This window comes from Aliiruegeria lutimaris (assembly GCF_900099935.1).
Lineage (GTDB): Bacteria > Pseudomonadota > Alphaproteobacteria > Rhodobacterales > Rhodobacteraceae > Tropicimonas > Tropicimonas lutimaris.
On sequence record NZ_FNEK01000035.1, the window covers coordinates 1 to 22,201 of the forward strand.

Below are 22,201 nucleotides of genomic sequence, written 5' to 3' on the forward strand. Positions count from 1 at the left end.
CCCACCCGGCGAAGAAATTTCCGTTCGGGTCACGTTTTTGTGACGGAATCAGATAAAACATGCAGGCATTCAAATGTACGAAAACGGTGCGCAGAACGGTGCGGACAGCTTCCAACAAGTTCGCGATCGATCTCCACCGTGTCACGGATCTGGAGGAAACGCACCATGACAAAATCCGTTCGGAATCAGCGTGCCATCGCAGGCATGGCAGGGCTGGTTCTTCTCGGAGCCGCCGCAGGCCCCGCGCAGGCAACCAACGGCTATTTCGCCAACGGCTATGGCGCAGCCTCCAAGGGGATGGCAGGTGCAGGGGTTGCAGTACCGTCCGGCGTTCTCAGCCTCGCCCAGAACCCGGCCGCCGGGAACAAGATCGGCAACTCTGCCGGCTTCTGCATCACCACCTTCGCCCCCAGCCGGAGCATCGACATCGATTCGACCGACAGCTACGGCGGCATGCAGGCGTTGGTCCCCGGCAAGCATACCAGCGAAAACGACTACTTCTTCATTCCCTGCGGTGGCGCCAACTGGCGCCTGAACGAGCGCATGTCGCTCGGGTTCGTCGTTTACGGAAACGGCGGCATGAACACCGAGTACGACACCAACATCTTCGACAGCAGCCTGCTGCAATTCAATGGTTCACCCGCCGGGTTCTCATCCTCGCCGCTTGGCGTGAACCTCGAACAGGTCTTCATCGGCCTGAACGTGAGCTACCAGGTGAATGAACAACTCTCGCTCGGTTTCGCGCCGATCTATGCCGTGCAGCGCTTCTCCGCCACCGGGCTGGAACTCTTCCAGAGCATGTCCAGCGATCCCGCCAACGTGACGAATAACGACGATTCCTGGTCCCGCGGTTGGGGCTTCAATGTCGGCCTGCTCTACGAGCCCAACGAGGAATGGGATATCGGCATCTCCTATCGCTCACGCATCTGGATGAGTGAGTTCGACAGGTATTCGGGGCTCTTCGCGGAACAGGGCGATTTCGACATCCCCGCGACGCTCCTGATCGGCGCCGCCTACACACCCGCCGCAGACCCGCGCTTCACTTTCACCGCGGAATATCAGCGGATCTACTACAGCCAGATCAAGGCCATCGCCAATGGCGGCTCGGTGATCGACCCGACCGACGCGCGCCTCGGCGAGGATGACGGCCCCGGATTCGGCTGGAAGGACATGGATATCTTCCGCGTCGGCGCCATCTATCGCCACGACGAGAAATGGACCTTCCGCGGTGGCGTGAGCTACGCCTCCCAGTTCATCGACGACGAGGAAGTCCTGTTCAACACCCTCGCACCGGCGACGATCCAGTGGCACGCCTCCGTGGGCGCCACCTACGCGGTCAACGACAACTGGAAGATCCACGGCGCATACACCCACGCCTTCAGCAACTCCGTCTCCGGCCGCAACGAGACCATCCCGTTCAACGAGCAGGACATCGAACTGCAGATGTCCCAGAACGAATTCGTCCTCGGCGCCAGCTACAGTTGGTGAACCACGCGGCTACGCCGCCGCCGACGGCGTAGCCCGCTTCTCTCTCGTCCCCAATCCTTCGGGTTTGATTTCAGTCATGTCGCCATCCGGCGGCTGGTGTCATTCTTACCGGATCAGAACCGGCATCTGGATGCCGGGCTGCTCACAACTCGGGGAGGAGATGTGATGGCACATGTTGTCGTGCTCGGCGCCGGTCTTGGCGGCGTCATAATGGCCTACGAGGTACAAGACCACCTCGGCCCGGGCCATAAAGTCACCGTGATCAACAAGGGGACAACCTACAGTTTCGTGCCATCGAACCCGTGGGTCGCCGTGGGATGGCGCGAAAGGAGCGACATCGAGGTCGATCTGATCACCACGTTGGCACGCCGCAAGATCCGCTTTCGTCCGGAAGGCGCGGCCCGTATCCATCCTGCGGAAAACCGTGTCGAGTTAACCGGCGGCGACAGTGTCCCCTACGATTACCTTGTCATCGCGACCGGTCCGGATCTCGCTTTCGACGAGATCGAAGGGCTTGGCCCTGAGGGGCACACACAATCCATCTGCCAGGTCGACCACGCCCTGCAAGCCAAGGTCGCCTTTGACAATCTTGTTGCCAAACCGGGACCGGTCGTCATCGGTGCCGTGCAGGGCGCAAGCTGTTTTGGCCCGGCCTACGAGTTCACCTTCATCGTGGATACGGCCCTGCGCCGGGCGAAGGTACGGGACCAGGTTCCGATGACTTTCGTAACATCCGAACCCTATATCGGCCATCTTGGGCTCGACGGTGTCGGCGACACCAAGGGGCTGCTCGAGAGCGAGATGCGCGAGCACCACATCAAGTGGATCACCAACGCGCGGGTGAAATCCGTCGCGGACGGGATGATGCATGTCGAGGAGGTCGCCGGGGATGGCTCTGTGAAAGCAACCCATGAACTTCCCTTCTCGTTCTCGATGATGCTGCCGGCCTTCCGTGGTGTGGAGGCGGTCCGCGATATCGAAGGGCTTACCAACCCGCGCGGCTTCATCCTTGTGGACAAGCATCAGCAGAATCCGACTTTCCGGAACATATTCGCGATCGGTGTCGGGGTTGCCATTCCGCCGACCGGTTCGACCCCGGTGCCGGTTGGCGTTCCCAAGACAGGCTTCATGATTGAAAGCATGGTAACCGCGACAGCAATGAACATCGCTTCGCTGGTCGAAGGAAAGGAGCCGCACGAGGTGGCCACGTGGAACGCCGTTTGCCTCGCCGATTTCGGAGATTCCGGTGTCGCTTTCGTCGCTCAGCCGCAGATCCCGCCAAGAAACGTCAATTGGTCGTCCTCCGGCAAATGGGTTCACTATGCCAAGATCGGCTTCGAGAAGTATTTCCTGCGGAAGATCCGCATCGGGAAATCCGAACCTTTCTACGAGCGGCTTGCCCTGAAGGCACTCGGCATCGACAAGCTGAAAGTCACTCATACAGACTGATACACTTGCATAAAACAGCCGTGCGACTCCCTCGCACGGCTGTGATTCAAATCCCCACGGACGTCACCCCGGGGTCAAACCCCGCCGGAATGCACGACCTCGTAGTAGAGCGCTTCGAGATCCGTCTTGTGCTTGCTCTCCTCGTTCGCAAGGTAGCTGAACACTTCATGCATCGGCCCCAGCGGCGTATTGGCGGCAAGCTCGGAATATTCCTCGATCGCGATCTGCTGACGAGCGAGCGCGTATTGCAGCACTTCCTGATCGTCAGGATCGTCGCCCAGTTCCGGCGTCTGGATGGCGTCCGAGAACCGCCGGTCAGCCTCCGGCCGCAGGATCGCGTCCATAAGGTGCTCCCGGATGTCGCTGGACTTCGAGAGTTCATAGAGCTTGATCACGTGGTCAAGTTCGTTACGCGCCAGATCTTCCACGATATAGCGTATCTTTTTTGAAACTTTCGGGATCAGGTCCGTGTAGAAACCATGCGCCTCGCGATCAAACTCGGCGACAACTTCCAGGACTTCCTCGACCGTGGTCATCTTGCTGAGTGTATCTGTTCTCATCGTTCCGTCCTCCTCCCTTTTGTGAGCAGCATGTCCCATGCCCGTCATCAAATGAAGTGGGCAGATTGAACTGACTGCCTTTTGGAAGGCTTGACGCGTGGTTTTTCGCTGAGATTCGCAGTCCGGACCGAACAAGCTGCGTTTTTGGCTCGGAGTGCCGCTGCCGATGCGGCTCCCAAAGCCACTGCCAGAGCCGCACGGATTCGCGGCAGAGACCCGCGCCGCGTTCGTGTAGCAGGTCCTGGACACTCCAGACCGGCACGGCGAAACCATGACTGCCGGAGCGTGCTGCTGCACTCAACTGTGTGCGTTCAGACAACGCACCTAGCTCTATTCTCTGATGTCCTTGCATGGGGTAACCTTGGCATGACAATTCAACAGCGGAGCCCCCCATGAGCGCACATCCTCGTGGCGATACCCTCGATTTTCTGAAAGTAGCCAAGGATCTGCTGCCCGCTGGCGCGAGCTACGACGCTTGCGTGGGCTGTGGCATCTGCGCTTCTGGCTGTCCCGCATCGGGCCTGCATGGGATGGATCCAAGGCGATTCATCAACATGGCGATGCTCGGCATGAACAAAGAGCTTTCAACCACGCCGTGGGTCTGGGCCTGCACGCAATGCAAACGCTGCGCGTATCTCTGTCCGATGGGGATCGACGTGTCGCAACTTGTCGGTGCCGCGCGCGGCGCATGGGCAACCGAGGACAAGCCAAGCGGGATCGTGCGCTCCTGCGCGGCGCAGCGACTCGACGAAAGCACCAGCGCGATGGGCATCATGTCGGAGGATTTTGTCGAGATCGTCGAGGAGACGCTGGAGGAGATACAGGAGAACCAACCGCGTTTTGCCGATCTGAAGGTTCCAATCGACAAGAAGGGCGCGAAATTCGTCATCAACCAGAACTCGCGGGAGCCGGCGGTCGAGCCGGAAGAGATGGCGCCGTTGTGGAAGATCCTCGACTATGTCGGCGCGGACTGGACGTATTCCTCCAAGGGCTGGGCGGCTGAGAATTTCTGTATGTTCACCGGCGATCTGGATGCCTGGAAGGAAATGGTTGAAACCCGGGTCGATGCCATCAACGCGCTGGAATGCGAAACCTGGATCAATACCGAGTGCGGGCATTCCTTCTTCACTCTGTGGCAAGGCATCGAGAAGTTCGGACTGGAGGCCAATTTCGAAGCCGAGAGCCTGGTCACCTACTACGCCCAGTGGATCCGCGAGGGGAGACTGCCGGTCAACTCGGACTGGAACACGAACAACCTCAAGTTCACCGTTCAGGACCCTTGCCAGCTGGTCCGGAAGTCCATCGGTGACAAGGCGGCTGACGACCTTCGCTTCGTGGTCAAGACGCTGGTCGGTGAAGAAAACTTCATCGACATGCAGCCGTGCCGAAGTGCGAACTACTGCTGCGGCGGTGGCGGCGGTTTCTTGCAAGCGGGCATGTCAAAGGAACGACGCGCCTACGGAAAGCGCAAGTTCGACCAGATCATTGCGACGGAGGCGGACTACGTGCTGACCCCCTGTCACAATTGCCATTCCCAAATCGACGACGTGGGCGAGTATTTCGGGGGCGCCTACACCGTCACGCATCTGTGGACGCTGATCTGCCTGTCGCTCGGCATCCTCGGACCGGATGAACGGAAATATCTCGGCCCCGACCTGGCCGATATCAACCTGCCGGATGAGGAGTGAGCGGAATGCCTGCACGGACTTACGAGGCCGACGTGCTCATCATCGGCGGCGGTGCGACCGGTTCAGGGGTCATGCGTGACCTCGCCTTGCGCGGCATCACCTGCCTTCTGATCGACCGTAAAGACCTGAATGCGGGTGCTTCGGGTGGCAATCACGGGCTGCTGCACAGTGGCGGACGCTATGCGACCGCCGACGCGGAGACGGCAGCCGAATGCCGGCGCGAGGGAGATATCCTCAAGTGGCTCGCGCCGGAATGTATCGACGATTGCGGCGGGCTTTTCGTGGCTGTCGAGGGCGATGACGAGGAATTCGCGGGCGCCTTCCCCGAGCATTGCCGCGTCGCGGGCATTCCCTGCGAGCCACTGACGGCCGCTGAAGCACGCGAGCGCGAGCCGGATTTGCCAGAGGCTATCATGGCGGCCTATGCGGTGCCGGATGCCACGATCGACCCGTTCCGCATCGTGCTGGAGAATGTCGGCCATGCCCAGCGATTGAACGATAGCGCCTACCTGCCGCATACGGAGATCGAAGAGTTCGAGATTTCGGATGGCGAGATCAGGAAAGCGGTTTGCCGGGATCGCCGCAGCGGCGAGCGCGTGGAGATCCGCGCCCGTCAATTCGTCAACGCGAGCGGCGCATGGGCGGAGAAGGTGGCGCGTCTTGCGGGCTGTCGCGATGTCAGCCTGCTCTATTCCAAGGGCACGCTGCTGATCAGCAATACCCGGGTGACGAACGGCGTGGTCAACCGGCTGCGCCTTCCCGATGACGGAGATATTCTCGTGCCCGGTGGCACGGTCTCGCTGCTTGGCACCTCGTCTGTCACGGTCGAAGACCCGGATGGGATCGCACCTACCATCCCGGAGGTGGACCGTATCCTCGCCGAGGGGGCGGCCATGTTGCCGGTGTTGAACGAAACCCGCTTCGTGCGGGCTTTCTCGGGGGTGCGGCCGCTCCTGAAAGCCGCCGGCAGCGAGACGGATGGGCGCAAGGCCAATCGCGGCTTCGCGCTGTTCGATCACGAGGACCAGGGGCTAGTGAATTTCGCGACTGTCGCGGGCGGCAAGTTTACCACCTTTCGGCTGATGGCCGAAAAGATGGGCGACCTTATTGCCCGGCGCCTCGGCAGTGCCGAGCCTTGCCGGACTGCACGGGAGCCGCTTCCGTCGGGCGAGGCGTTGCGCTGGACCGAACCGGGCGCCGCCGCGCGCGACTGGTTCAGGCGTGCCGATCCAGCCGACATGATCCTGTGCGAGTGCGAGATGGTCGCGCGTTCCGCCGTGGACACGATCATCGCCGACGCTCCGGGGGCCGAGGATCACATGAGCCTGAAGGCCATCGCCCTGCGCAGCCGGATCGGCAAGGGCGCCTGCCAGGGGGCGTTCTGCTCGATGCGTGTCACCTCGTATCTGTACGATCGTGGCGTCTATGACAGCCCCGATGGGCTGCGCCTGATGCGCGACTTCGTCAAGGAACGCTACAAGGGCGTTCGCCCGGTCCTCTGGGGCGCGCAGATGCCCCAGGCCGAATTGGCCGAGATCCTTCATTGCGGGCTGGCCGGGATGGACCTCGCCACCGATGCGGACGGAGGCGACGCCAAATGAAACGAGGACACCGCAGGATCGAGACACAACTGGCCGTGATCGGCACCGGGATCGCGGGTTTTGCCGCCAGTATCTTTGCCCTGAAACGAGGGCTCGACGTGGCACAATTCGGCCATAGCGGCGCGATGGCCTATACGACCGGCTATCTCGACCTGCTCGGCGTGCATGGCCAGCGTATCCGGCAAGATCCCTGGGCGGCGCTGGACGAATTGCGCCGGGACGAGCCGCAGCACCCCATGAGCAAGCTTTCCAACCCGACGATCCGTACCGCCTTTGACGGGTTCACCGATGCGCTGTGCGACATGGGAATAGGCTACACCAAGGCGGGCGAGCAAAACCTGTCGGGGCTGCTGCCGAACGGCGTCGCCAAACCGACCTTGTCGGTTCCGAAGACGATGCTTCCCGGCATTGCGGCGCGCGAAGCGGGGGCAAGAACGCTGGTTCTGGATTTCGATGGGTTGCAGGGTTTCAGCGCCAAGGCGTTCGAAGTCAATTTCGCCGAACGCTGGCCGGCGCTGAAATCGGCGCGATTGACCTTCCCCGACATGGAAAACCGCCAGGTCTTTCCCGAGGTCCTTGCACGGTCGCTGGAGAACAGGGCTACGCAGGAGGCGCTTGCCGGCTTGATCCGGCCGCTGCTGAATGGAGCCGAATATGTCGGTGTTCCGGCGATCCTCGGCATGCATGCGCCGGATGAAATCCGGGCACGGATGGAGCATGCCATCGGGGCCACGCTCTTCGAGATACCCACCATTCCGCCCGCCGTTCCCGGGATCCGCCTCCGCGAATGCTTCGAGCGCGCTTTCCCGGACATGGGCGTAAAACTGGAACCCCAGTTGAAGGTTTCCAACGTGGAGTTCGGACGCTCCGGCGCGACCCTGTTTCTGCACGGGCCGATGGAAGATCTCGAGATCGAAGCGTCAGCGGTCCTTCTCGCGACCGGCCGGTTCCTGTCCGGCGGCCTGAAATCCGACCAGCATCGCCTGTCCGAGCCCTTGCTGGACCTGCCGATCTTGCAGCCAGACGGCCGCCAGGAATGGTTCCGTCATGAATATCTCGACCCGCGCGGCCATCCGATCAACCGGCTTGGAATCGAGGTCGACAGCGCGTTCCGCCCGGTGATGCCAGATGGCGATCCGGTGAATGAGCGTCTCTTTGCGGCCGGCGCGATCCTCGCCCACCAGGATTGGGTTCGGCAGCGCAGCGGCGCCGGATTGGCCATTGCCACGGCCTACGCCGCGACAGAAGCCGCAGCCGCAATGCTCGCCTGACCGGCGGAAGCGGTTAGTCGTTCGAAGAGAGGGTCTCGGCGTTGGATGCCGGCACGCCCGATGCCTGTGGCTGAGACGCGTTGCGTTGACCGAGGCGCTCCAGGTTCACGATCGTGCTCAGCATGATGCGGTCATGGCTCCACCCCGTCGGGCTCCGCATGAGAACCGCTCCCACGGCGAGAAGCAGGCACAAGAGCAGTCCGATGGCTTTCCAGATCTGCTGCCCCGCAGGCGACGGCGTGTGGCCGGTCAACGCGACGATCCGGCGCCCGAGCTGGCTGTTGAGCGCCGTGTCACGTCGGGTTTCGACGAAGCCTACGGCGGGTCCCAACGGCGCGAAGATCGTGCGCTCCGCCCGCGCGCGACCGCAGGCACGGATAAGGCTACGGCAATACCCGCCGAGTTCGTCCGGGCGGCGCAATGCCATGGCCTGATCGCAGGCCATCTCGCGCAACTCGCGCATCTGTCGGCTGCACAGGTGAAAGGCCGGGTTCCAGAAGAAAAACGGTCGAAGCGCTTCGGCCGCGAATTCATGCAGGAGGTCGAGTTGGCGAAGGTGCTGGAACTCGTGCGACAGCGTGAAATGCAGGTCTCGCCCATGTGCAAGCGTAGCTGCGGGCAGCACGACGAAGCGGCGGCGCAACCCGCAGGTGGAGAAAGGCACCGAGGTCTCGTCCGAGATCAGCAATTCCAGGCGGCCGAAACGGCGCCAGGGATGGGCATTTTTCAGCACCCGCCGCAGTTTCAGAGCTGCCAGGCAAAGGCGCGCCACCGACAGCACAAGGCCGAGAAGGAGAAGCGCAAGTACGCCCTGTGTCCAGGGAACGCGCTGAAGCAGGAAGGCGTCGGTCATCTCTGTCCGGAGACCGAGAAGGGATTCGAAACGCGACGCGCTCATCTCCACGTTGCCGTTCAGGTACTGCGCGAGCAGAATGTCCGAGAAATTGAGATGTCCCGCCTCGGGTGCGGAGACCAACCGGGCAACGAATGGCGCCACGATGACGGCGATGAAGATCCATTCCATCGCGCGGGCCTGCCCCATCAGGGCCTGGCCAAACCGACCACGGGCGAAGGCACGGCGCATGGGCAGCCATACCGCCACGAGGACGAGGAGCAATATGTTTGCGTCTATCCACGCATTCAGGATGTCTTCAACCGCCATCCCCTAGCCTCTTGTTCACCAGGTTTCGGATTTCTTCCAGGGCTTCATCCGACAGCGTATCATCATCCACCAATCTGGCAACAAGCGCGGATGGGGTGGCATCAAAGAGCTTGTTGGAAAGGTTCTGCAACGTCTGCTTCTGGTAGGCGACCTTTGGCACGGCCGGGCGGTAAACAAGAGAACGATCCACTTTCGTGGATGTGAGGTAGCCCTTCTTGTCGAGTATTTTCAGGATGGTCGCAACGGAGGTGTAGGCGCGCTCGGTCTCGCGATTGAGCGCCTCGTGAATGTCGCGCACCGTACCGCCGCCGATCTCCCAGACCACGTTCATGAATTCCAGTTCGACTTCCGTGAGCGTACCGCTGTCTTGATGTTTTCGCATAAGGGCTCCAAGTGCTGGCGGCCACCGGGAGGATGGGGCGCCGAAATCCTTTCTCCGATATACGCCTAAACCTTCCAGAAGCAGAAGACCGCCCAGGCAAAGGCGACCGCAAGCGGTCCCCACAGTGGCATTCCGAACAGCCCGAGACCGGCGAGAAGAATATAGATCGAGCCCAGGATCGTCATGAAAAGGCGATCGCCTCGGGTTGTGGTAAGTCCGAATACCCCTCTGCGCTCGTCTCCGCCGGGATAGCGCAGCTCCAGCAGCGTCAGAACACCCATGGCCGAGAAGATCGCGATGAAAAACAGGGCCGTCGGTAAGGTCCATGCCATCCAGCTCATGATTACACCCTCCCCATCGCGAAGCCCTTCGCGATGTAATTACGGACAAAATAGATCACGATGGCGCCGGGGATGATGGTCAGCGTTCCCGCCGCGGCCAGCAGGCCCAGTTCGTAACCGGCCGAGGACGCCGTCTTGGTCATCGTGGCGGCGATCGGCTTGGCCTCCACCGCGGTCAGCGTCTTCGCAAGCAGCAGTTCCACCCAGGAGAACATGAAGCAGAAAAACGCCGCCACGCCCACGCCGGCCTTGATCGACGGGATGAAGATCGTCGTGAAGAAGCGCGGGAAGGAATAGCCATCGACGAAGGCCGTCTCGTCCAGCTCCTTCGGTACGCTCGACATGAACCCCTCCAGGATCCACACCGCGAGCGGGATATTGAACAGGCAATGCGCCAGCGCCACCGCGATATGGGTGTCGAACAGCCCGACCGCCGAGTAGAGCTGGAAGAAGGGCAGCGCGAAGACCGCCGCCGGGGCCATCCGGTTGGTCAGCAGCCAGAAGAACAGGTGCTTGTCGCCAAGGAAGCGGTAGCGCGAGAAGGCATAGGCCGCCGGAAGCGCAACCAACACAGAAAGTACCGTGTTTATAGATACATAGATGATGGAGTTGATGTAGCCCCAATACCATGTCGGGTCGGTAAAAATGGTCCTGTAGTTGTCCCAGGTGAAAGTCTGGGGGAAGAGCGAGAAGCCCGCGAGGATCTCGTTCGTTGTCTTGAAGCTCATCGCCACCAGCCAGTAGATCGGCAGCAACAGGAACAGGATGTAGACGATGGGAATGATGGATCGTTTCTGCATCTTGCCCTCCCTCAGTTCAGGTCGTCCTTGGTCATCAGCGTGTAGAAGAGCCAGCTGACACCAAGAGTGATTGCGAAATAGATCAGGGACATGGCCGCAGCCGGTCCGAGATCGAACTGCCCGAGCGCCATCTTCACGAGGTCGATGGACAAGAGCGTGGTGGAGTTTCCGGGCCCACCGCCGGTGAGCACGAAGGGCTCGGTATAGATGTTGAAGCTGTCCATGAAGCGCAGCAGGATCGCGATGGTCAGAACCGTCTTCATCTTTGGCAACTGGATGAAGCGGAACACGGCCCAGTTCGAGGCGCCGTCGATCTTGGCCGCCTGGTAATACGCGTCGGGGATCGACACGAGCCCGGCATAGGCCAGCAGCACGACCAGCGATGTCCAGTGCCAGACATCCATTGTGACGATGGTGATCCAGGCCGCGAGCGGGTCCTGGGTCATGTCATAGTTTATTCCGAGCGTGTGATTCAGGAAATATCCCAGCAGGCCGATATCGGGCAGCGTGAAGATGTTCCACATCGCACCGACCACGTTCCAAGGGATCAGCATCGGCAGCGCCATGAGCACGAGGCAAACCGGCACCCATAAACCCTGTCGCGGCATCGAGAGCGCGATGGCGATGCCCAGCGGCACCTCGATCACCAGGATGAGACCGGTGAAGAGGAATTGCCGCCCGAGTGCCGCGTGGAAACGCTCGGAGCGCAGGATCTGTTCGTACCAGTCCAACCCCTGCCAGAAGAAGAGGTTGTCGCCGAACGTTTCCTGCACCGAGTAATTGACCACCGTCATCATCGGGATCAGCGCGTTGAAGGCCACCAGCACAAGCACCGGCAGGACGAGAAGCCACGCCCGTTGGTTTTCGGTTTTCATTGGGCCGCCTCCCCCGCGGTCGTTGCCAGCCAACCGTCGCGATAGAGCCGCGTGCGGTCCGGGCGGAAGTTGAGATGCACCGTCTCGCCCATCGCGGGCGCGTTTTCCTTGACTATGGCGGCAACGCGATCCTCTCCGATCACTGTTTCCACGACGATATGGCGGCCGACATCGGAGACCTTGCGCACGACGGCCTCGACACCGCTCTCGGCAAGGGTCACAAATTCCGGCCGCACGCCGATTTCGGTTCGTTTGCCCTCGCCCGGAACGATGTCTCCCTCGAGTGCAATCTGCTGGCCACGGAACATCGCGGCGCCATTCTGCGTTTCGCAGGGGAGGATGTTCATGCCCGGCGAGCCGATGAAATGGCCGACGAACGTGTGCGCGGGGCGTTCGAAGAGATCGACGGGCGTGCCAATCTGGACGATCTCGCCATCCTGCATCACCACCACCTGGTCGGCAAAGGTGAGCGCCTCGGTCTGGTCATGGGTGACATAGATCATCGTCGCGCGAACGCGCTGATGCAGCTCCTTGAGCTTGGAGCGCAGCTTCCACTTCAGATGCGGGTCGATCACGGTGAGCGGCTCGTCGAACATCACCACGTTGACGTCATCACGCACCAGCCCGCGGCCCATCGAGACCTTCTGCTTGTTGTCGGGCGAAAGCGCCGCGGCCTTGCGGTCGAGGATGTCGGTGACTTCGAGCATTTCCGCGATTTCCGCGACGCGGCGCGCAACCGTGGCCTCGTCCACGCCGCGATTTCGCAGCGGGAAGGCCAGATTGTTGCGCACGCTCATGGTGTCGTAGATCACCGGGAACTGGAAGACCTGGGCGATGTTGCGCTCCGTCGGTGCCAGCTCGGTCACATCGCGCTCGTCGAAAAGGATGCGCCCCTCGGAGGGCACAAGCAGGCCGGAGATGATGTTCAGCAGGGTGGACTTCCCGCACCCCGAGGGCCCGAGCAGCGCGTAGGCACCGCCATCGTTCCAGTCGAGGTCAATCATCTTCAGCGCGTAATCTTCCGGCGTTTTCGGGTCCGGGTAGTAGCTGTGGCGGAGCTTGGAGAGTGTGATCTTTGCCATATTTTCCTCACGCCACCCGGTTGCCGTCAGAGCCAAAATAGTGGCAATGCGCCGGCTCCATAAAAAACTCATGTTCCTCGCCAACCCGGAACGGAAACACTCCGGCCGACAGTGAAACCCAGTTGTCGTTGCCAAAACTGAAATGCGCGCTGCTTTCCGAGCCGCTCAGCTCCGTGACCAATACCCGGCCGATCAGCCTGACATTCGCGCTCTCGGAGCGCCGCGGCAGCACACGGTTCGGGCGGATCGCGACAGTATAGGGGCCGTCCGGAAGCGTCGCGGCCTCCCCCTCCAGCTGCCAGCGGATCAGATCGCCGAGCTTGGCTTCCGTTCCCTGCTTGGTGATCTGGCCGATATTGATCGGAGGATCCGAAAAGACATCCGCCGAGATGACGTTGGCCGGTTTGCGATAAATCTCAGCGGTCGGGCCGAACTGCGTTACGTGGCCGTCATGCATCAGCGCGGTCATGCCGCCGAGCAGCAATGCCTCCTCGGGCTCCGAGGTGGCGTAGACCACCACGGCCCCCCGCCCGGCGAAGAGCTCAGGCAACTGGTCGCGGAGTTCCTCACGCAGCTTGTAGTCGAGGTTTGCCAGCGGCTCGTCGAGGAAGACGGCGCGGCTTTCCTTGGCGATCGCGCGGGCAAGTGCCGTGCGCTGCTGTTGACCGCCGGACAACTCATGCGGGCGGCGGTGAAGCATCGGACGTAGCTGGAGAATATCGGCAGCTTCCTCGACACGTCCCTGGATCTCGGATTTGGCCATGCCGGCGACCTTGAGCGGCGAGGCGATGTTCTCGAAGACAGTCATGTGAGGGTAATTGATGAAGAACTGGTGCACGAGGCTGATATTTCGCTTCTGCGTGTTCAGTTTGGAAATGTCCTGGCCATCCATCAGGATCTGGCCCGAAGCGAGCGGGTCCAGCCCGGCCATCAACTTGATCAGGGAGGTCTTGCCAGAGCCGGTCTCGCCAAGCAGCACGTTGAAATGTCCGGTTTCCAGCGTCAGGCTCGTCTCCTTGATGTGGAGATTGGCACCGACACGCTTGGTCACGTTTCTGAGTTCGATTGTCATGTTGTCCGTGCCCGTCCTGCGTCGGGGCCGCGCCCTTGCGGCGCAGGATGTTGAGGGAAAGGAAAGCGACCGCCCGCCCCATTGGCGGGCGGTCTTGGGGAGGGCGGGCCGGTCCATGGACCGGCCCGCGCAGGTGTCAGGTCACTGGGCGGCCCACCGGGCGACCAGCTCGTCGTAGTTCACGGTCTCGCCTTGCGGCTTCTCGTTCTCGAGCTTGGCCTTCGGGCCGTCGGGCTTGCCGAGCCACTCGGAGGGATCCATTTCCTCGTTGAGGCGCGGGCCGCAGCCACCGTAGACATTGGCCTGCTCGTCGGCGGCCTGCATCCGGGCCATCACCTGGTCCATCTCGCCGGCGAGGCGATCCATGGCTTCCTGCGGGGTGAAGGCACCCGAGTTCACGTCACCGATCTGCTGCCACCAGAGCTGGGCGAGCTTCGGATAGTCAGGCACGTTGATGCCCGTGGGCGACCATGCCACGCGGTCCGGCGAGCGGTAGAACTCGACCAGGCCACCCAGCTTCGGTGCACGCTCGGTAAAGGACTCGTGGCGCACCGTGCTGTCGCGGATGAAGGTAAGGCCTACATGCGACTTCTTGGTGTCGACGGTCTTGGAGACGACGAACTGGGCATAGAGCCAGGCCGCCTTGGCGCGATCTTCAGGCGTGGACTTGAGGATCGTCCAGGAACCCACGTCCTGGTAGCCAACCTTCTGGCCTTCTTCCCAGTAAGGACCGTGCGGCGACGGCGCCATCCGCCAGAGCGGGTTGCCATCGTCATCCACGGTGTTGTTGCCTTCGGACTTCGGCTTCACCATGTCGGCGGTGAAGGCGGTGTACCAGAAGATCTGCTGGGCGACGTTGCCCTGGCTGAGCGCGGGCAGCGACTGGTAGAAGTCGTAGGAGGCCGCACCCGGCGGGGCGTAGGCACGCAGCCACTCGTCCCACTTGCGGATCGCGTAGACCGAGGCCGGACCGTTGGTTTCGCCACCGCGGGATACACTGGCGCCGGACGGGTTACAGGAACCCGCTTCCATGCGAATGCCCCATTCGTCGATCGGCACACCGTTCGGCTCGCCCTGAGATCCGGCGCCGGCCATCGAAAGCCAGGCATCGGTCATCCGCCAGCCCAGGTCCGGCGCACGCTTGCCGTAATCCATGTGGCCGTAGATCGTTGTACCGTCGATCTCCTTCACATCCTCGGAGAAGAACTCGGCGATATCCTCGTAGGCGGACCAGTTCACCGGCACGCCAAGGTCATAGCCATACTTCTCCTTGAACGCAGCCTGGAGGTCCTCGCGGTCAAACCAGTCCTTGCGGAACCAGTAAAGGTTCGCAAATTGCTGGTCGGGCAGCTGGTAGAGCTTGCCATCCGGACCGGTGGTGAACTGGATTCCCATGAAGTCGTCCAGATCGAGGCCGGGGTTGGTCACGTCAGCGCCCGCACCCGCCATCCAGTCGGTCAGATTATAGGCAAGTTGCAGACGGGAATGCGTGCCGATCAGGTCGGAATCGTTGACGTAGGCGTCGTAGAGGTTCCGATTTGTCTGCATCTGCGTCTGAACCGCCTGCACAACCTCGCCTTCGCCGAGGATCTGGTGGTTCACTTTGATGCCGGTGATTTCCTCGAAGGCCTTGGTCAGAACTTCGGATTCATAGGAATGGGTAGGAATGCCTTCCGACAGCACGTTGATTTCCATTCCGCTGAAGGGTTGCGCCGCAGCGATGAACCACTTCATCTCCGCGAGTTGCTCGTCCTTGTTTAGTACGGACGGTTGGAACTCTTCGTCGATCCATTTCTGGGCTGCGGCTTCATCGGCATAGGCCGATTGCACAGCCAAAATGGCCGGAAGCGCCACCGCTCCCAACAGATATTTGCGCATCCTGGTCTCCTCCCTGATGAACGCGTTTCCGGTCGTTGCCGGTATTCAAATGATGCTCACACGAAAATACCTCTTGTCAAACTATAATCTTAGTAATTGAACAGACCAGAATTATATCATTGTTTTTAAAGCAATAAATTTGTCATGAAAATTGTTCGATTGACGCCCTTCGAACTTCAGACGAAAAACGATTTGATCATGGGTGCAGTTGGTGCGCTCTTCGAAGTGGTGTGATGCCTCATGTCCGGAACTGACAGGCTGCAAGCGATTCTAGATCTTCTGCGCGCGGAGGACTCGGTCGAAACAGAAGAACTCGCCCTGCGCTTCGCGGTGACACCACAGACGATTCGTCGCGACATGGCGGCCCTGGTCGAACGGGGGCTGGCGATCCGAACTCATGGCGGCGCACGGCGGATGGCCTCGACATCGACACTTGCCTACGAGGATCGTCGGCTGGAACATGCGCGGGAGAAAGAGGCGATCGGCAAGGTCGTCGCCGGTATGATCCCGAACGGCAGTTCGATCATGCTCAATATTGGCTCAACGACCGAACAGGTCGCGCAGGCATTGAGCGACCACCACGATCTCGTGGTCATCACCAACAATATCAATGTCGTCCATATTCTGCGGATGTCGCAGGTCGGATCTCTCAAGATCGCCGGGGGATCGGTACGGCCATCAGACGGCGCGATCATTGGCGGCGATGCCGTTGCCTTCATGGACAAACACAAGGCCGACTTCGCAGTGATCGGCTGTTCCTCATTGGACTCCGACGGATCAATTCTCGACTTCGATGAACGCGAGGTCGCTGTTGCCCGTGCAATCCTGCGCAATGCTCGAAAAAAGATCCTCGTCGCCGACCGGTCGAAATTCGATGTCGACGCATCGGTCAGGATCGGCAATCTCGAAGAGATCGACATCTTGGTGACGGATGGCCTGCCACCAGAGAGCTTTCTGCAGGCGGCGAAATCTGCCCAAACTCAAGTTCTGTGCGCAAATCGCGCGCTATAGGTTTTCAGTCCCGACGTCCGGTGGATCGGTTCGACGACGAAACTGTCTTGGTCTGAAGCTCAGATCTTGCAAGCTGTTCGCAGGGCGTCAGGCCCGTGAGGACCTCTCACCTTCTCGAAAATACCGAACGCATGCATGAGCGTTGATCGGGTCGGCTTTGAAGCAACGTCCGCCGGAGACGCCTGCACCGGCTCTGTCACGTCCATTGGAGCGACGTACAGAGCGTCAGTTGGTTCGACGTTCAAACGCCCGTCCGCTCGCTCTGCGCAGCCCCTGCCCGCCCCGCACCATTGCGTGTCCGATCTCGCGCGCTTCGTTCAATGCCTCAAGGCGGTTCACGGTTCCTGAACGTGGGTTAGCCTGAAGCCGAGTGTGACCAGCGCAGAGGTAAAGACAATAAAGAGCGCATAGAGTGCGATCACCGCGAGGATCGCCTGATGGTCTTCGGCAGCGAAGTTCAGCACGACGACGGCAATGGCCAGTGGTGCGTTTTGAATGCCGGTCTCAAGTGTCACCGAGCGCACCATCGGTTGCGAAAGCCGTGCTGCTCGCGCGAGCATGCTGCCGAAGGCAAAACCGAATACGCCAAGCAAGATAGACGCGATGAAGTTTGTCGGCGCGGTCTCCCGAAGAAACGACAGGTTCCGCGGTATCCAGGACAGGGCGATGACGACGATAAACGCCACTCCAAGCGTTGCGCCAGCGGGCTATCGCCATGAGACGGTCTCGAAAATCCTGCGCTTCTTCGGCCAGCCATCCGCTCGTCGACAAAGCGTGTTCGGATGTCAGGCTGACGCCGGATGCGTGTCTAAGCTTTCCAGTATGCATTTTGTGACAAAAATATTGGTTTACCCGACGATAATAGCCAACTTGCGCAAGATGAAATAGCAGCTGCGCTGCGGCATAAAGCGTTTTCAAAAGTCACGACTTGTCGTATCGGCCGTCCGGATCCTATCCCTCAGGGCGTGGAAGAAGAACCGTCATTCCAAGGCGGAGCCCCCAATCCTGGGGGCCGAACTCGGGAGAGTCCGCCCAATACCGCACGCCGCCGAAGAGGCTCACGGGCAGCGGGCCGAGCCGGACGATCTTTGAGACCGAGCCATTGACGGGGACGGACCATTGCTCGGTTTCCCGGTTGTAGGTGCTCTCGCTCGACAGAGAGAAGGACCACGCATTCTCCGTTGTGTATGTCACGAAGGGCTGCAGCAAGCTTTGATTGATATCCGGCCGATCCTGGTCGCCGGCGACGGACCAGATGTGGTTTGCCAGGCCACCGACCGTCCATGGGCCACTCTGCCGGAGAGCGACGCCGGAGATCCCGGCCCCCCACTTGCCCGCGCCGAGCGTGTCTTCCGTCGCCGTCGGCAGAAGAAATACGGGTCCAACGCCCCAGATGACGCCGCGTTGGGTGGATGCCTTGGGCGAGAAAAAGAAGCTTTGAACGATGTCGCCAACGCCCGAGGTTTCGCCGGAGCCAGGCATGACGTCGTTCAGCTTGACGAATGGAATGATCGTCCGCGAGATGAGATTCCAGTCTTCTCCAATGGAGAAGGGAATGACAGGTTGAACATTCAGAACGCTGCGCGTTCCGTGGCCGTTCGGCCCGATGTTTTCGTCGAGATTGAACTGGAGAGGGACGCTCACCAGAGCAGCAACCGGGTTAGCCAATTGCTGTGCGAGATCGTCGTCGCCGGAAGTCGCGGGATTGGCCAATTCTGCTTCAAGGGCGCCGTAGTTTGGGGGGCCATCGTCCAGGGCAAAGAGTGGCGTCGACAGGGCCACGAACGCGGCGAGCGTTGCGGCGGTTTGAAATTGAGCTCTCATGATCCAGTATCCATCGAGGAGAAATGACGAAGCGGTTCGGTTGGTCTTCCTGGAATGACGGGTCGGCCCCCGACGCAGATCCGACCAAAAGAGAGGAAGCTGCCCCAAAGGCGCTCCCTGTGTCTTGCAGCGATTGTGGCAACGGCTTCGATCAGTTCGACCGCGACGCGCTCTCCCGGCTGGCGCGCGGCCACGAAACGACGCAGTTCCACCGGGACATTCGTTATCAGGAGGCGTGCGTCTTGCCGGTGCAATGTCGCGTCGTTAGTGCGCAGATCGTAGGTCCCAAAGGTGACCATGGCCGAGAGCGCCTGCCCTGAGTGGGTTCCGCGGCTCTGACCGGGTGTCCGGCCCGCGTCGGCGCTGACCACAACCGTTTGGCGGGTGTCGCCTGGAAACGCCATGGCAACTGAGGTCGACTGCGTGAAGGTCATGTTGACCCGGTCTCCGACTTCGATCTGGTCGAAACTCGCGATGCCGTCATTCGCGCGAATGCTGAAGCGGTCACCCCCGCCGGCAACAGCGAGGGCGCGGTTTTGGCGATCAATTTCGCGCACGATGTCACTCAGGGATCACCGCGCCGATATCGCCCTTGAACGGGATCTCGGCCGTGACCACCTCTGCGCGGGCGCCGGTTCCCGGCATGATTGGGAAGCGCGGATCGAATTCGACCATCAGGCCGGCGAGCTGGCCGAGGATCGAGATGTCGCCCTCGAAGGTGGCGCGCCCGTCGCCCAGCAGGTCCTCGAAGGCGGCTTCACCACCCATGACTGTCTCGAGGTCTGCGCGGTTCACCGATAGCGTCAGGTCCGCGTCGTCAGCTTGGTAGCCCTCGATACTGGTGAGCGTCGCGTTCGACAGTTCGACCACAAATCGTTCGCCATTGTCGGGCGTGGCCAGATTGATCTTGAACGCCAGCCCCTGGGCCCGGCGGGCGTTCATCCGGATGGCCAGGAAGTTGAGGAACAATTCGGTCGACATGGCGCGAATGATGTCCGGGCTGGAAGAACTGGCGACGATTCCCTGCGGGATGCCCGAGCGAAGCTCGTAGGCGGCGGCGAGGAAGCTGTTGCGCAGCCCCGGGTTCTCCTGCTGATAGCCCAACTGTTCGAATGCGTCCGCCAAAGCCTCCTTGGCATCGGCATTCTCTGGCTCCGCATAAACCAGCTTGTCGAGAATATCGGTCGCGAGCAGGTATTCGCCCTCGTCGTGCAAACTGCGCGCGCGCGAGAGAACCTTCTCGGCTCCGCCCATCATCTCGACATAGAGGGGGGCGCTCTCGGACGGCGACTTGGGAATCAGGGTGGTGGGATTGCAATCCCAGAAACCGAGATAGCGCTGGATCACCCCGCGGGCATTGTGCTGGGGCGAGCCGTGATAGCCGCGGCAGTGCCACTTCCGCTGCAGGCTTTCGGGCGTCTGGTAGACGTTGTGGATCTCGTTGATCGTGACGCCCTGGTTGGCGTAGTGCAGGACCTGGTTGTTGATGTTGGCGTAGAGGTCGCGCTGGTCGCGCAGCACTTCGCGGATGCGGTCATTGCCCCATCGCGGCCAATGGTGCGACTGGAACATTACCTCGGCCTCGTCGCCAAAGAGGTAGAGCGCCCGGTTGATGTATCGCGACCAGTTGAGCGGATCGCGCACCGGGGCTCCGCGCAGCGTGTAGACGTTGTGGAAGGCCGCTATCACGTTCTCGGCCATCCAGAGCGCCCGCTTTTCGGGGATGTAGGTGTTCATCTCCACCGGCGCCTCGGTGCGGGGCGTGTTCTGGAAGATCATGCGCAGGCCATCGACCTCCAACTCTTCGACCGGCTCGCTGACGAGGCGCGTGGGCGCGATCAGGCTGGTGGAGCCGGCGGGAATACGGTGGCCGAGGCCCTGGGTGACAAAGCCGTGCGGCGCGACCGGCAGCAGAAGGCCATACTGGTAGAACAGGCGCCGGTTCATCGCGTTGCCCGCATAGACGTTTTCGGAGATCGTGTTCTCCATGAACCCGCCGGGCGCGATGATCTCCACCCGGCCCTCGGCCATGTCTTCGTCGCTGACGATGCCCCGCACGCCGCCGAAATGGTCGCCATGGGTGTGCGAATAGATCACCGCGCTGACCGGCAGGCCCTCGCCCACATGCTCCTGCAACAGCTCCCACGCGGCGCGAGCGCTTTCACGCACGGTGCCGATGTCGATCACGATCCAGCCGGTTGCGCCGCGCACGAAGGTGATGTCCGACAGGTCGAATCCGCGCACCTGATAGATACCGTCCGTCACATTGTAGAGGCCGTAATTATTGTTCAGCCGGGCGATCCGGGTCATCGACGGGTGGATGCTGTCGAAGACGTCGTTGCCGTCCAGGAAATCGTATTCTGCACGGTCGAACGCGACGTTGCCGGCGTCGGCAATGATCTTCCGATTAGAGCGCTCGGCGATCAGGCCGCGCGCCTGCTCCTCGAAGTCCCGCGTGTCGTCGAATGGCAGGCCCTTCGCTGCCTCCGCGATGACCCGGCGGGTATGCTCGGAGGGCGCCTTTCCGCGCGGGTGGAAATGGCCAGCAAGCGGGTCGGACGCCCCCTGTGCCATGGCCGGGCCCTCGTCGAAGAAGGCGCCTCCGAGGGCAAAAGCCGCACCGGTCGTTGGAAGGGATGCAAGGAAGGTTCTTCGCGTGGTCATGTCTGTCTCCGCTGTGATCGGGTGGCTTGCCGCACGGACGGCCTCGACCCACGTTTCCGTCCCGTCGGATGCTACCCGAGGCATTGCCTAGCGATTGCGACGTTTGACTCAGTCTGTCCTGGAAACGGGCGAGGAAAACCGTGGATCGGGGCTCAGCCAAGTCCATCCGGCGAGGCTGCCTGCCCATGCAGCAGGCGGCGCTTCGTCCAGCGTGAGTATGGCATCGCGAGCAGTATCGCGAGAAGGGCGTAGGAGAGGATCGTTGGAATCGCCAAAAGCGTGCCTGGCGTGCTTTCGGCGACATAGAGTGCGAGCCCGAGATTGCGTGCCACGGTCGCAATGGCAAGGCCCGCGCGCCTGTCCCCGCGCGGGCCACCGAGGGCATGGCCAGAAGCGAGGGCGAGCGCCGCGAGCGCCACGATGACTGAGACGCCAGTCCACCCGATCATGAGCTTGCCGCGCAGGTCCGGGACAAATGCGAGAGCGAGGACGATTGCGAACAGGAACGCGACAAAGAGAAGCTTGCTGACCTTCGACAGCAGAGTCGCCTGGCGTCGCAGGCACCCGGGCGCGGCGCGGGCGAACAGCCAACCGAGCGTGAGGGGCAGAAAGGTGACCGCCGCGACCTGACGTGCGATTTTCCCCGGTCCGACCGATGGGAGATCGAGCGCCCCCATCTGCTGGAAGGTCGCGAAGACGAGCGGCATGTAAACCATTGCGAGCGCTGCCAGTATCGCCTGCAGCGCCGAAACGAAGTGCCGGTCGCCCCCTGCCGCCTCGGATCGCCGCGTGGTCAGGGGGGCTCCGGGCGCCGCGGCGAGAATGACAAGGCCAATGGCGACCTCCGGCGGAAGCGGGAACAGCGCAATCAGCACAGACACCGCGAGCGGGACGACTAGCAGCGCAGCGGTGAGGGAGCGCGCCACGAGCCCTGGATCGCGCAGAAACTCCGCCGCACCCCCACGCTCCAGGCGCAGGCCTATGTCGAACATCTGCGCGAAGACGACGATGCCGGTGAAAATCACTATGGCTTCGGGCATTGCGCGTGCCCCT

General features: G+C 61.5%; 20 protein-coding genes. 6 read left to right on the top strand and 14 right to left on the bottom strand.

Features of this window, described 5'->3' with window-relative positions; all coding sequences use genetic code 11:
• The first annotated feature begins 165 nt into the window (after positions 1 to 165).
• Both BLR85_RS16215 and BLR85_RS16220 read left to right on the top strand, forming a co-directional pair.
• Complete coding sequence (locus BLR85_RS16215; protein WP_093151191.1) at positions 166 to 1,488, top strand: OmpP1/FadL family transporter; 1,323 nt, start codon at positions 166 to 168, stop codon at positions 1,486 to 1,488.
• Positions 1,489 to 1,653: 165 nt separating this feature from the next.
• Complete coding sequence (locus BLR85_RS16220; RefSeq protein WP_093158311.1) at positions 1,654 to 2,937, top strand: NAD(P)/FAD-dependent oxidoreductase; 1,284 nt, start codon at positions 1,654 to 1,656, stop codon at positions 2,935 to 2,937.
• A gap of 74 nt (positions 2,938 to 3,011) precedes the next feature.
• Here the strand turns inward: BLR85_RS16220 and BLR85_RS16225 are convergent, their stop codons facing one another.
• On the bottom strand, positions 3,012 to 3,497 hold the full coding sequence (locus BLR85_RS16225; protein WP_093158314.1) for a ferritin family protein: 486 nt from the start codon (positions 3,495 to 3,497) through the stop codon (positions 3,012 to 3,014).
• 392 nt (positions 3,498 to 3,889) lie between these two features.
• Between BLR85_RS16225 and BLR85_RS16230 the strand changes: the two genes are divergently transcribed.
• From BLR85_RS16230 to glpB, 3 genes are read left to right on the top strand one after another with little or no spacing between them, the layout of a single operon-like run.
• Positions 3,890 to 5,185 carry a (Fe-S)-binding protein gene (locus tag BLR85_RS16230; protein WP_093158317.1) on the top strand — a complete coding sequence of 432 codons (1,296 nt, stop codon included), beginning with the start codon at positions 3,890 to 3,892 and terminating at the stop codon, positions 5,183 to 5,185.
• A gap of 5 nt (positions 5,186 to 5,190) precedes the next feature.
• The gene (gene glpA / locus BLR85_RS16235) at positions 5,191 to 6,786 is read left to right on the top strand and encodes an anaerobic glycerol-3-phosphate dehydrogenase subunit A (RefSeq protein WP_093158321.1); all 1,596 of its coding nucleotides are present in this window, start codon (positions 5,191 to 5,193) and stop codon (positions 6,784 to 6,786) included.
• Positions 6,783 to 8,057 (top strand): glycerol-3-phosphate dehydrogenase subunit GlpB, encoded by a 1,275-nt coding sequence (glpB, locus tag BLR85_RS16240; protein ID WP_093158324.1) that lies wholly within the window; start codon positions 6,783 to 6,785, stop codon positions 8,055 to 8,057. Before glpA ends, glpB begins: the two co-directional genes overlap by 4 nt.
• A 13-nt stretch (positions 8,058 to 8,070) precedes the next feature.
• On the opposite strand, the gene BLR85_RS16245 is transcribed toward glpB, so the two are convergent.
• The 8 genes from BLR85_RS16245 to BLR85_RS16280 all read right to left on the bottom strand — a co-directional run bounded on the left by BLR85_RS16245 (position 8,071) and on the right by BLR85_RS16280 (position 15,649).
• Entirely contained in the window at positions 8,071 to 9,219 is a 1,149-nt protein-coding gene (locus tag BLR85_RS16245) for a M56 family metallopeptidase (protein WP_093158328.1), read from the bottom strand.
• Entirely contained in the window at positions 9,209 to 9,601 is a 393-nt protein-coding gene (locus BLR85_RS16250) for a BlaI/MecI/CopY family transcriptional regulator (protein ID WP_093158331.1), read from the bottom strand. The genes BLR85_RS16245 and BLR85_RS16250 overlap by 11 nt, the downstream gene beginning before the upstream one ends.
• A 65-nt stretch (positions 9,602 to 9,666) precedes the next feature.
• Positions 9,667 to 9,945, bottom strand: a complete 279-nt coding sequence (locus BLR85_RS16255) for a DUF2160 domain-containing protein (protein WP_093158334.1) — start codon at positions 9,943 to 9,945, stop codon at positions 9,667 to 9,669.
• Positions 9,945 to 10,742: a carbohydrate ABC transporter permease gene (locus BLR85_RS16260; protein WP_093158337.1), complete on the bottom strand. Its 798-nt coding sequence runs from the start codon at positions 10,740 to 10,742 to the stop codon at positions 9,945 to 9,947. Before BLR85_RS16260 ends, BLR85_RS16255 begins: the two co-directional genes overlap by 1 nt.
• Before the next feature lie 11 nt (positions 10,743 to 10,753).
• Positions 10,754 to 11,617 carry a carbohydrate ABC transporter permease gene (locus tag BLR85_RS16265; protein WP_093158342.1) on the bottom strand — a complete coding sequence of 288 codons (864 nt, stop codon included), beginning with the start codon at positions 11,615 to 11,617 and terminating at the stop codon, positions 10,754 to 10,756.
• The gene (locus tag BLR85_RS16270; protein WP_093158345.1) at positions 11,614 to 12,699 is read right to left on the bottom strand and encodes an ABC transporter ATP-binding protein; all 1,086 of its coding nucleotides are present in this window, start codon (positions 12,697 to 12,699) and stop codon (positions 11,614 to 11,616) included. The genes BLR85_RS16265 and BLR85_RS16270 overlap by 4 nt, the downstream gene beginning before the upstream one ends.
• 7 nt (positions 12,700 to 12,706) lie before the next feature.
• A complete protein-coding gene (locus BLR85_RS16275; protein WP_093158349.1) occupies positions 12,707 to 13,771 on the bottom strand; it encodes an ABC transporter ATP-binding protein in 1,065 nt (354 codons plus the stop codon).
• Between the two features lie 141 nt (positions 13,772 to 13,912).
• On the bottom strand, positions 13,913 to 15,649 hold the full coding sequence (locus BLR85_RS16280; protein WP_093158352.1) for an ABC transporter substrate-binding protein: 1,737 nt from the start codon (positions 15,647 to 15,649) through the stop codon (positions 13,913 to 13,915).
• Between the two features lie 240 nt (positions 15,650 to 15,889).
• Here BLR85_RS16280 and BLR85_RS16285 point away from each other — a divergent pair, with 240 nt between their 5' ends.
• Complete coding sequence (locus BLR85_RS16285) at positions 15,890 to 16,660, top strand: DeoR/GlpR family DNA-binding transcription regulator (RefSeq protein ID WP_093158355.1); 771 nt, start codon at positions 15,890 to 15,892, stop codon at positions 16,658 to 16,660.
• A 335-nt stretch (positions 16,661 to 16,995) separates the two neighbouring features.
• Here BLR85_RS16285 and BLR85_RS16290 read toward each other — a convergent pair whose 3' ends face one another.
• The 5 genes from BLR85_RS16290 to BLR85_RS16310 form a co-directional block, all read right to left on the bottom strand.
• Positions 16,996 to 17,346, bottom strand: coding sequence for a hypothetical protein (locus tag BLR85_RS16290; RefSeq protein WP_093158358.1), 351 nt, complete (start codon positions 17,344 to 17,346; stop codon positions 16,996 to 16,998).
• Between the two features lie 265 nt (positions 17,347 to 17,611).
• The gene (locus BLR85_RS29900) at positions 17,612 to 18,484 is read right to left on the bottom strand and encodes a hypothetical protein (RefSeq protein ID WP_093158361.1); all 873 of its coding nucleotides are present in this window, start codon (positions 18,482 to 18,484) and stop codon (positions 17,612 to 17,614) included.
• Complete coding sequence (locus BLR85_RS16300) at positions 18,481 to 19,041, bottom strand: hypothetical protein (protein ID WP_093158365.1); 561 nt, start codon at positions 19,039 to 19,041, stop codon at positions 18,481 to 18,483. Before BLR85_RS16300 ends, BLR85_RS29900 begins: the two co-directional genes overlap by 4 nt.
• A 4-nt stretch (positions 19,042 to 19,045) precedes the next feature.
• Positions 19,046 to 21,148 carry an alkyl/aryl-sulfatase gene (locus tag BLR85_RS16305; protein WP_093158369.1) on the bottom strand — a complete coding sequence of 701 codons (2,103 nt, stop codon included), beginning with the start codon at positions 21,146 to 21,148 and terminating at the stop codon, positions 19,046 to 19,048.
• A 152-nt stretch (positions 21,149 to 21,300) separates the two neighbouring features.
• The gene (locus tag BLR85_RS16310) at positions 21,301 to 22,188 is read right to left on the bottom strand and encodes a bile acid:sodium symporter family protein (protein ID WP_093158372.1); all 888 of its coding nucleotides are present in this window, start codon (positions 22,186 to 22,188) and stop codon (positions 21,301 to 21,303) included.
• Between the last annotated feature and the right edge of the window lie 13 nt (positions 22,189 to 22,201).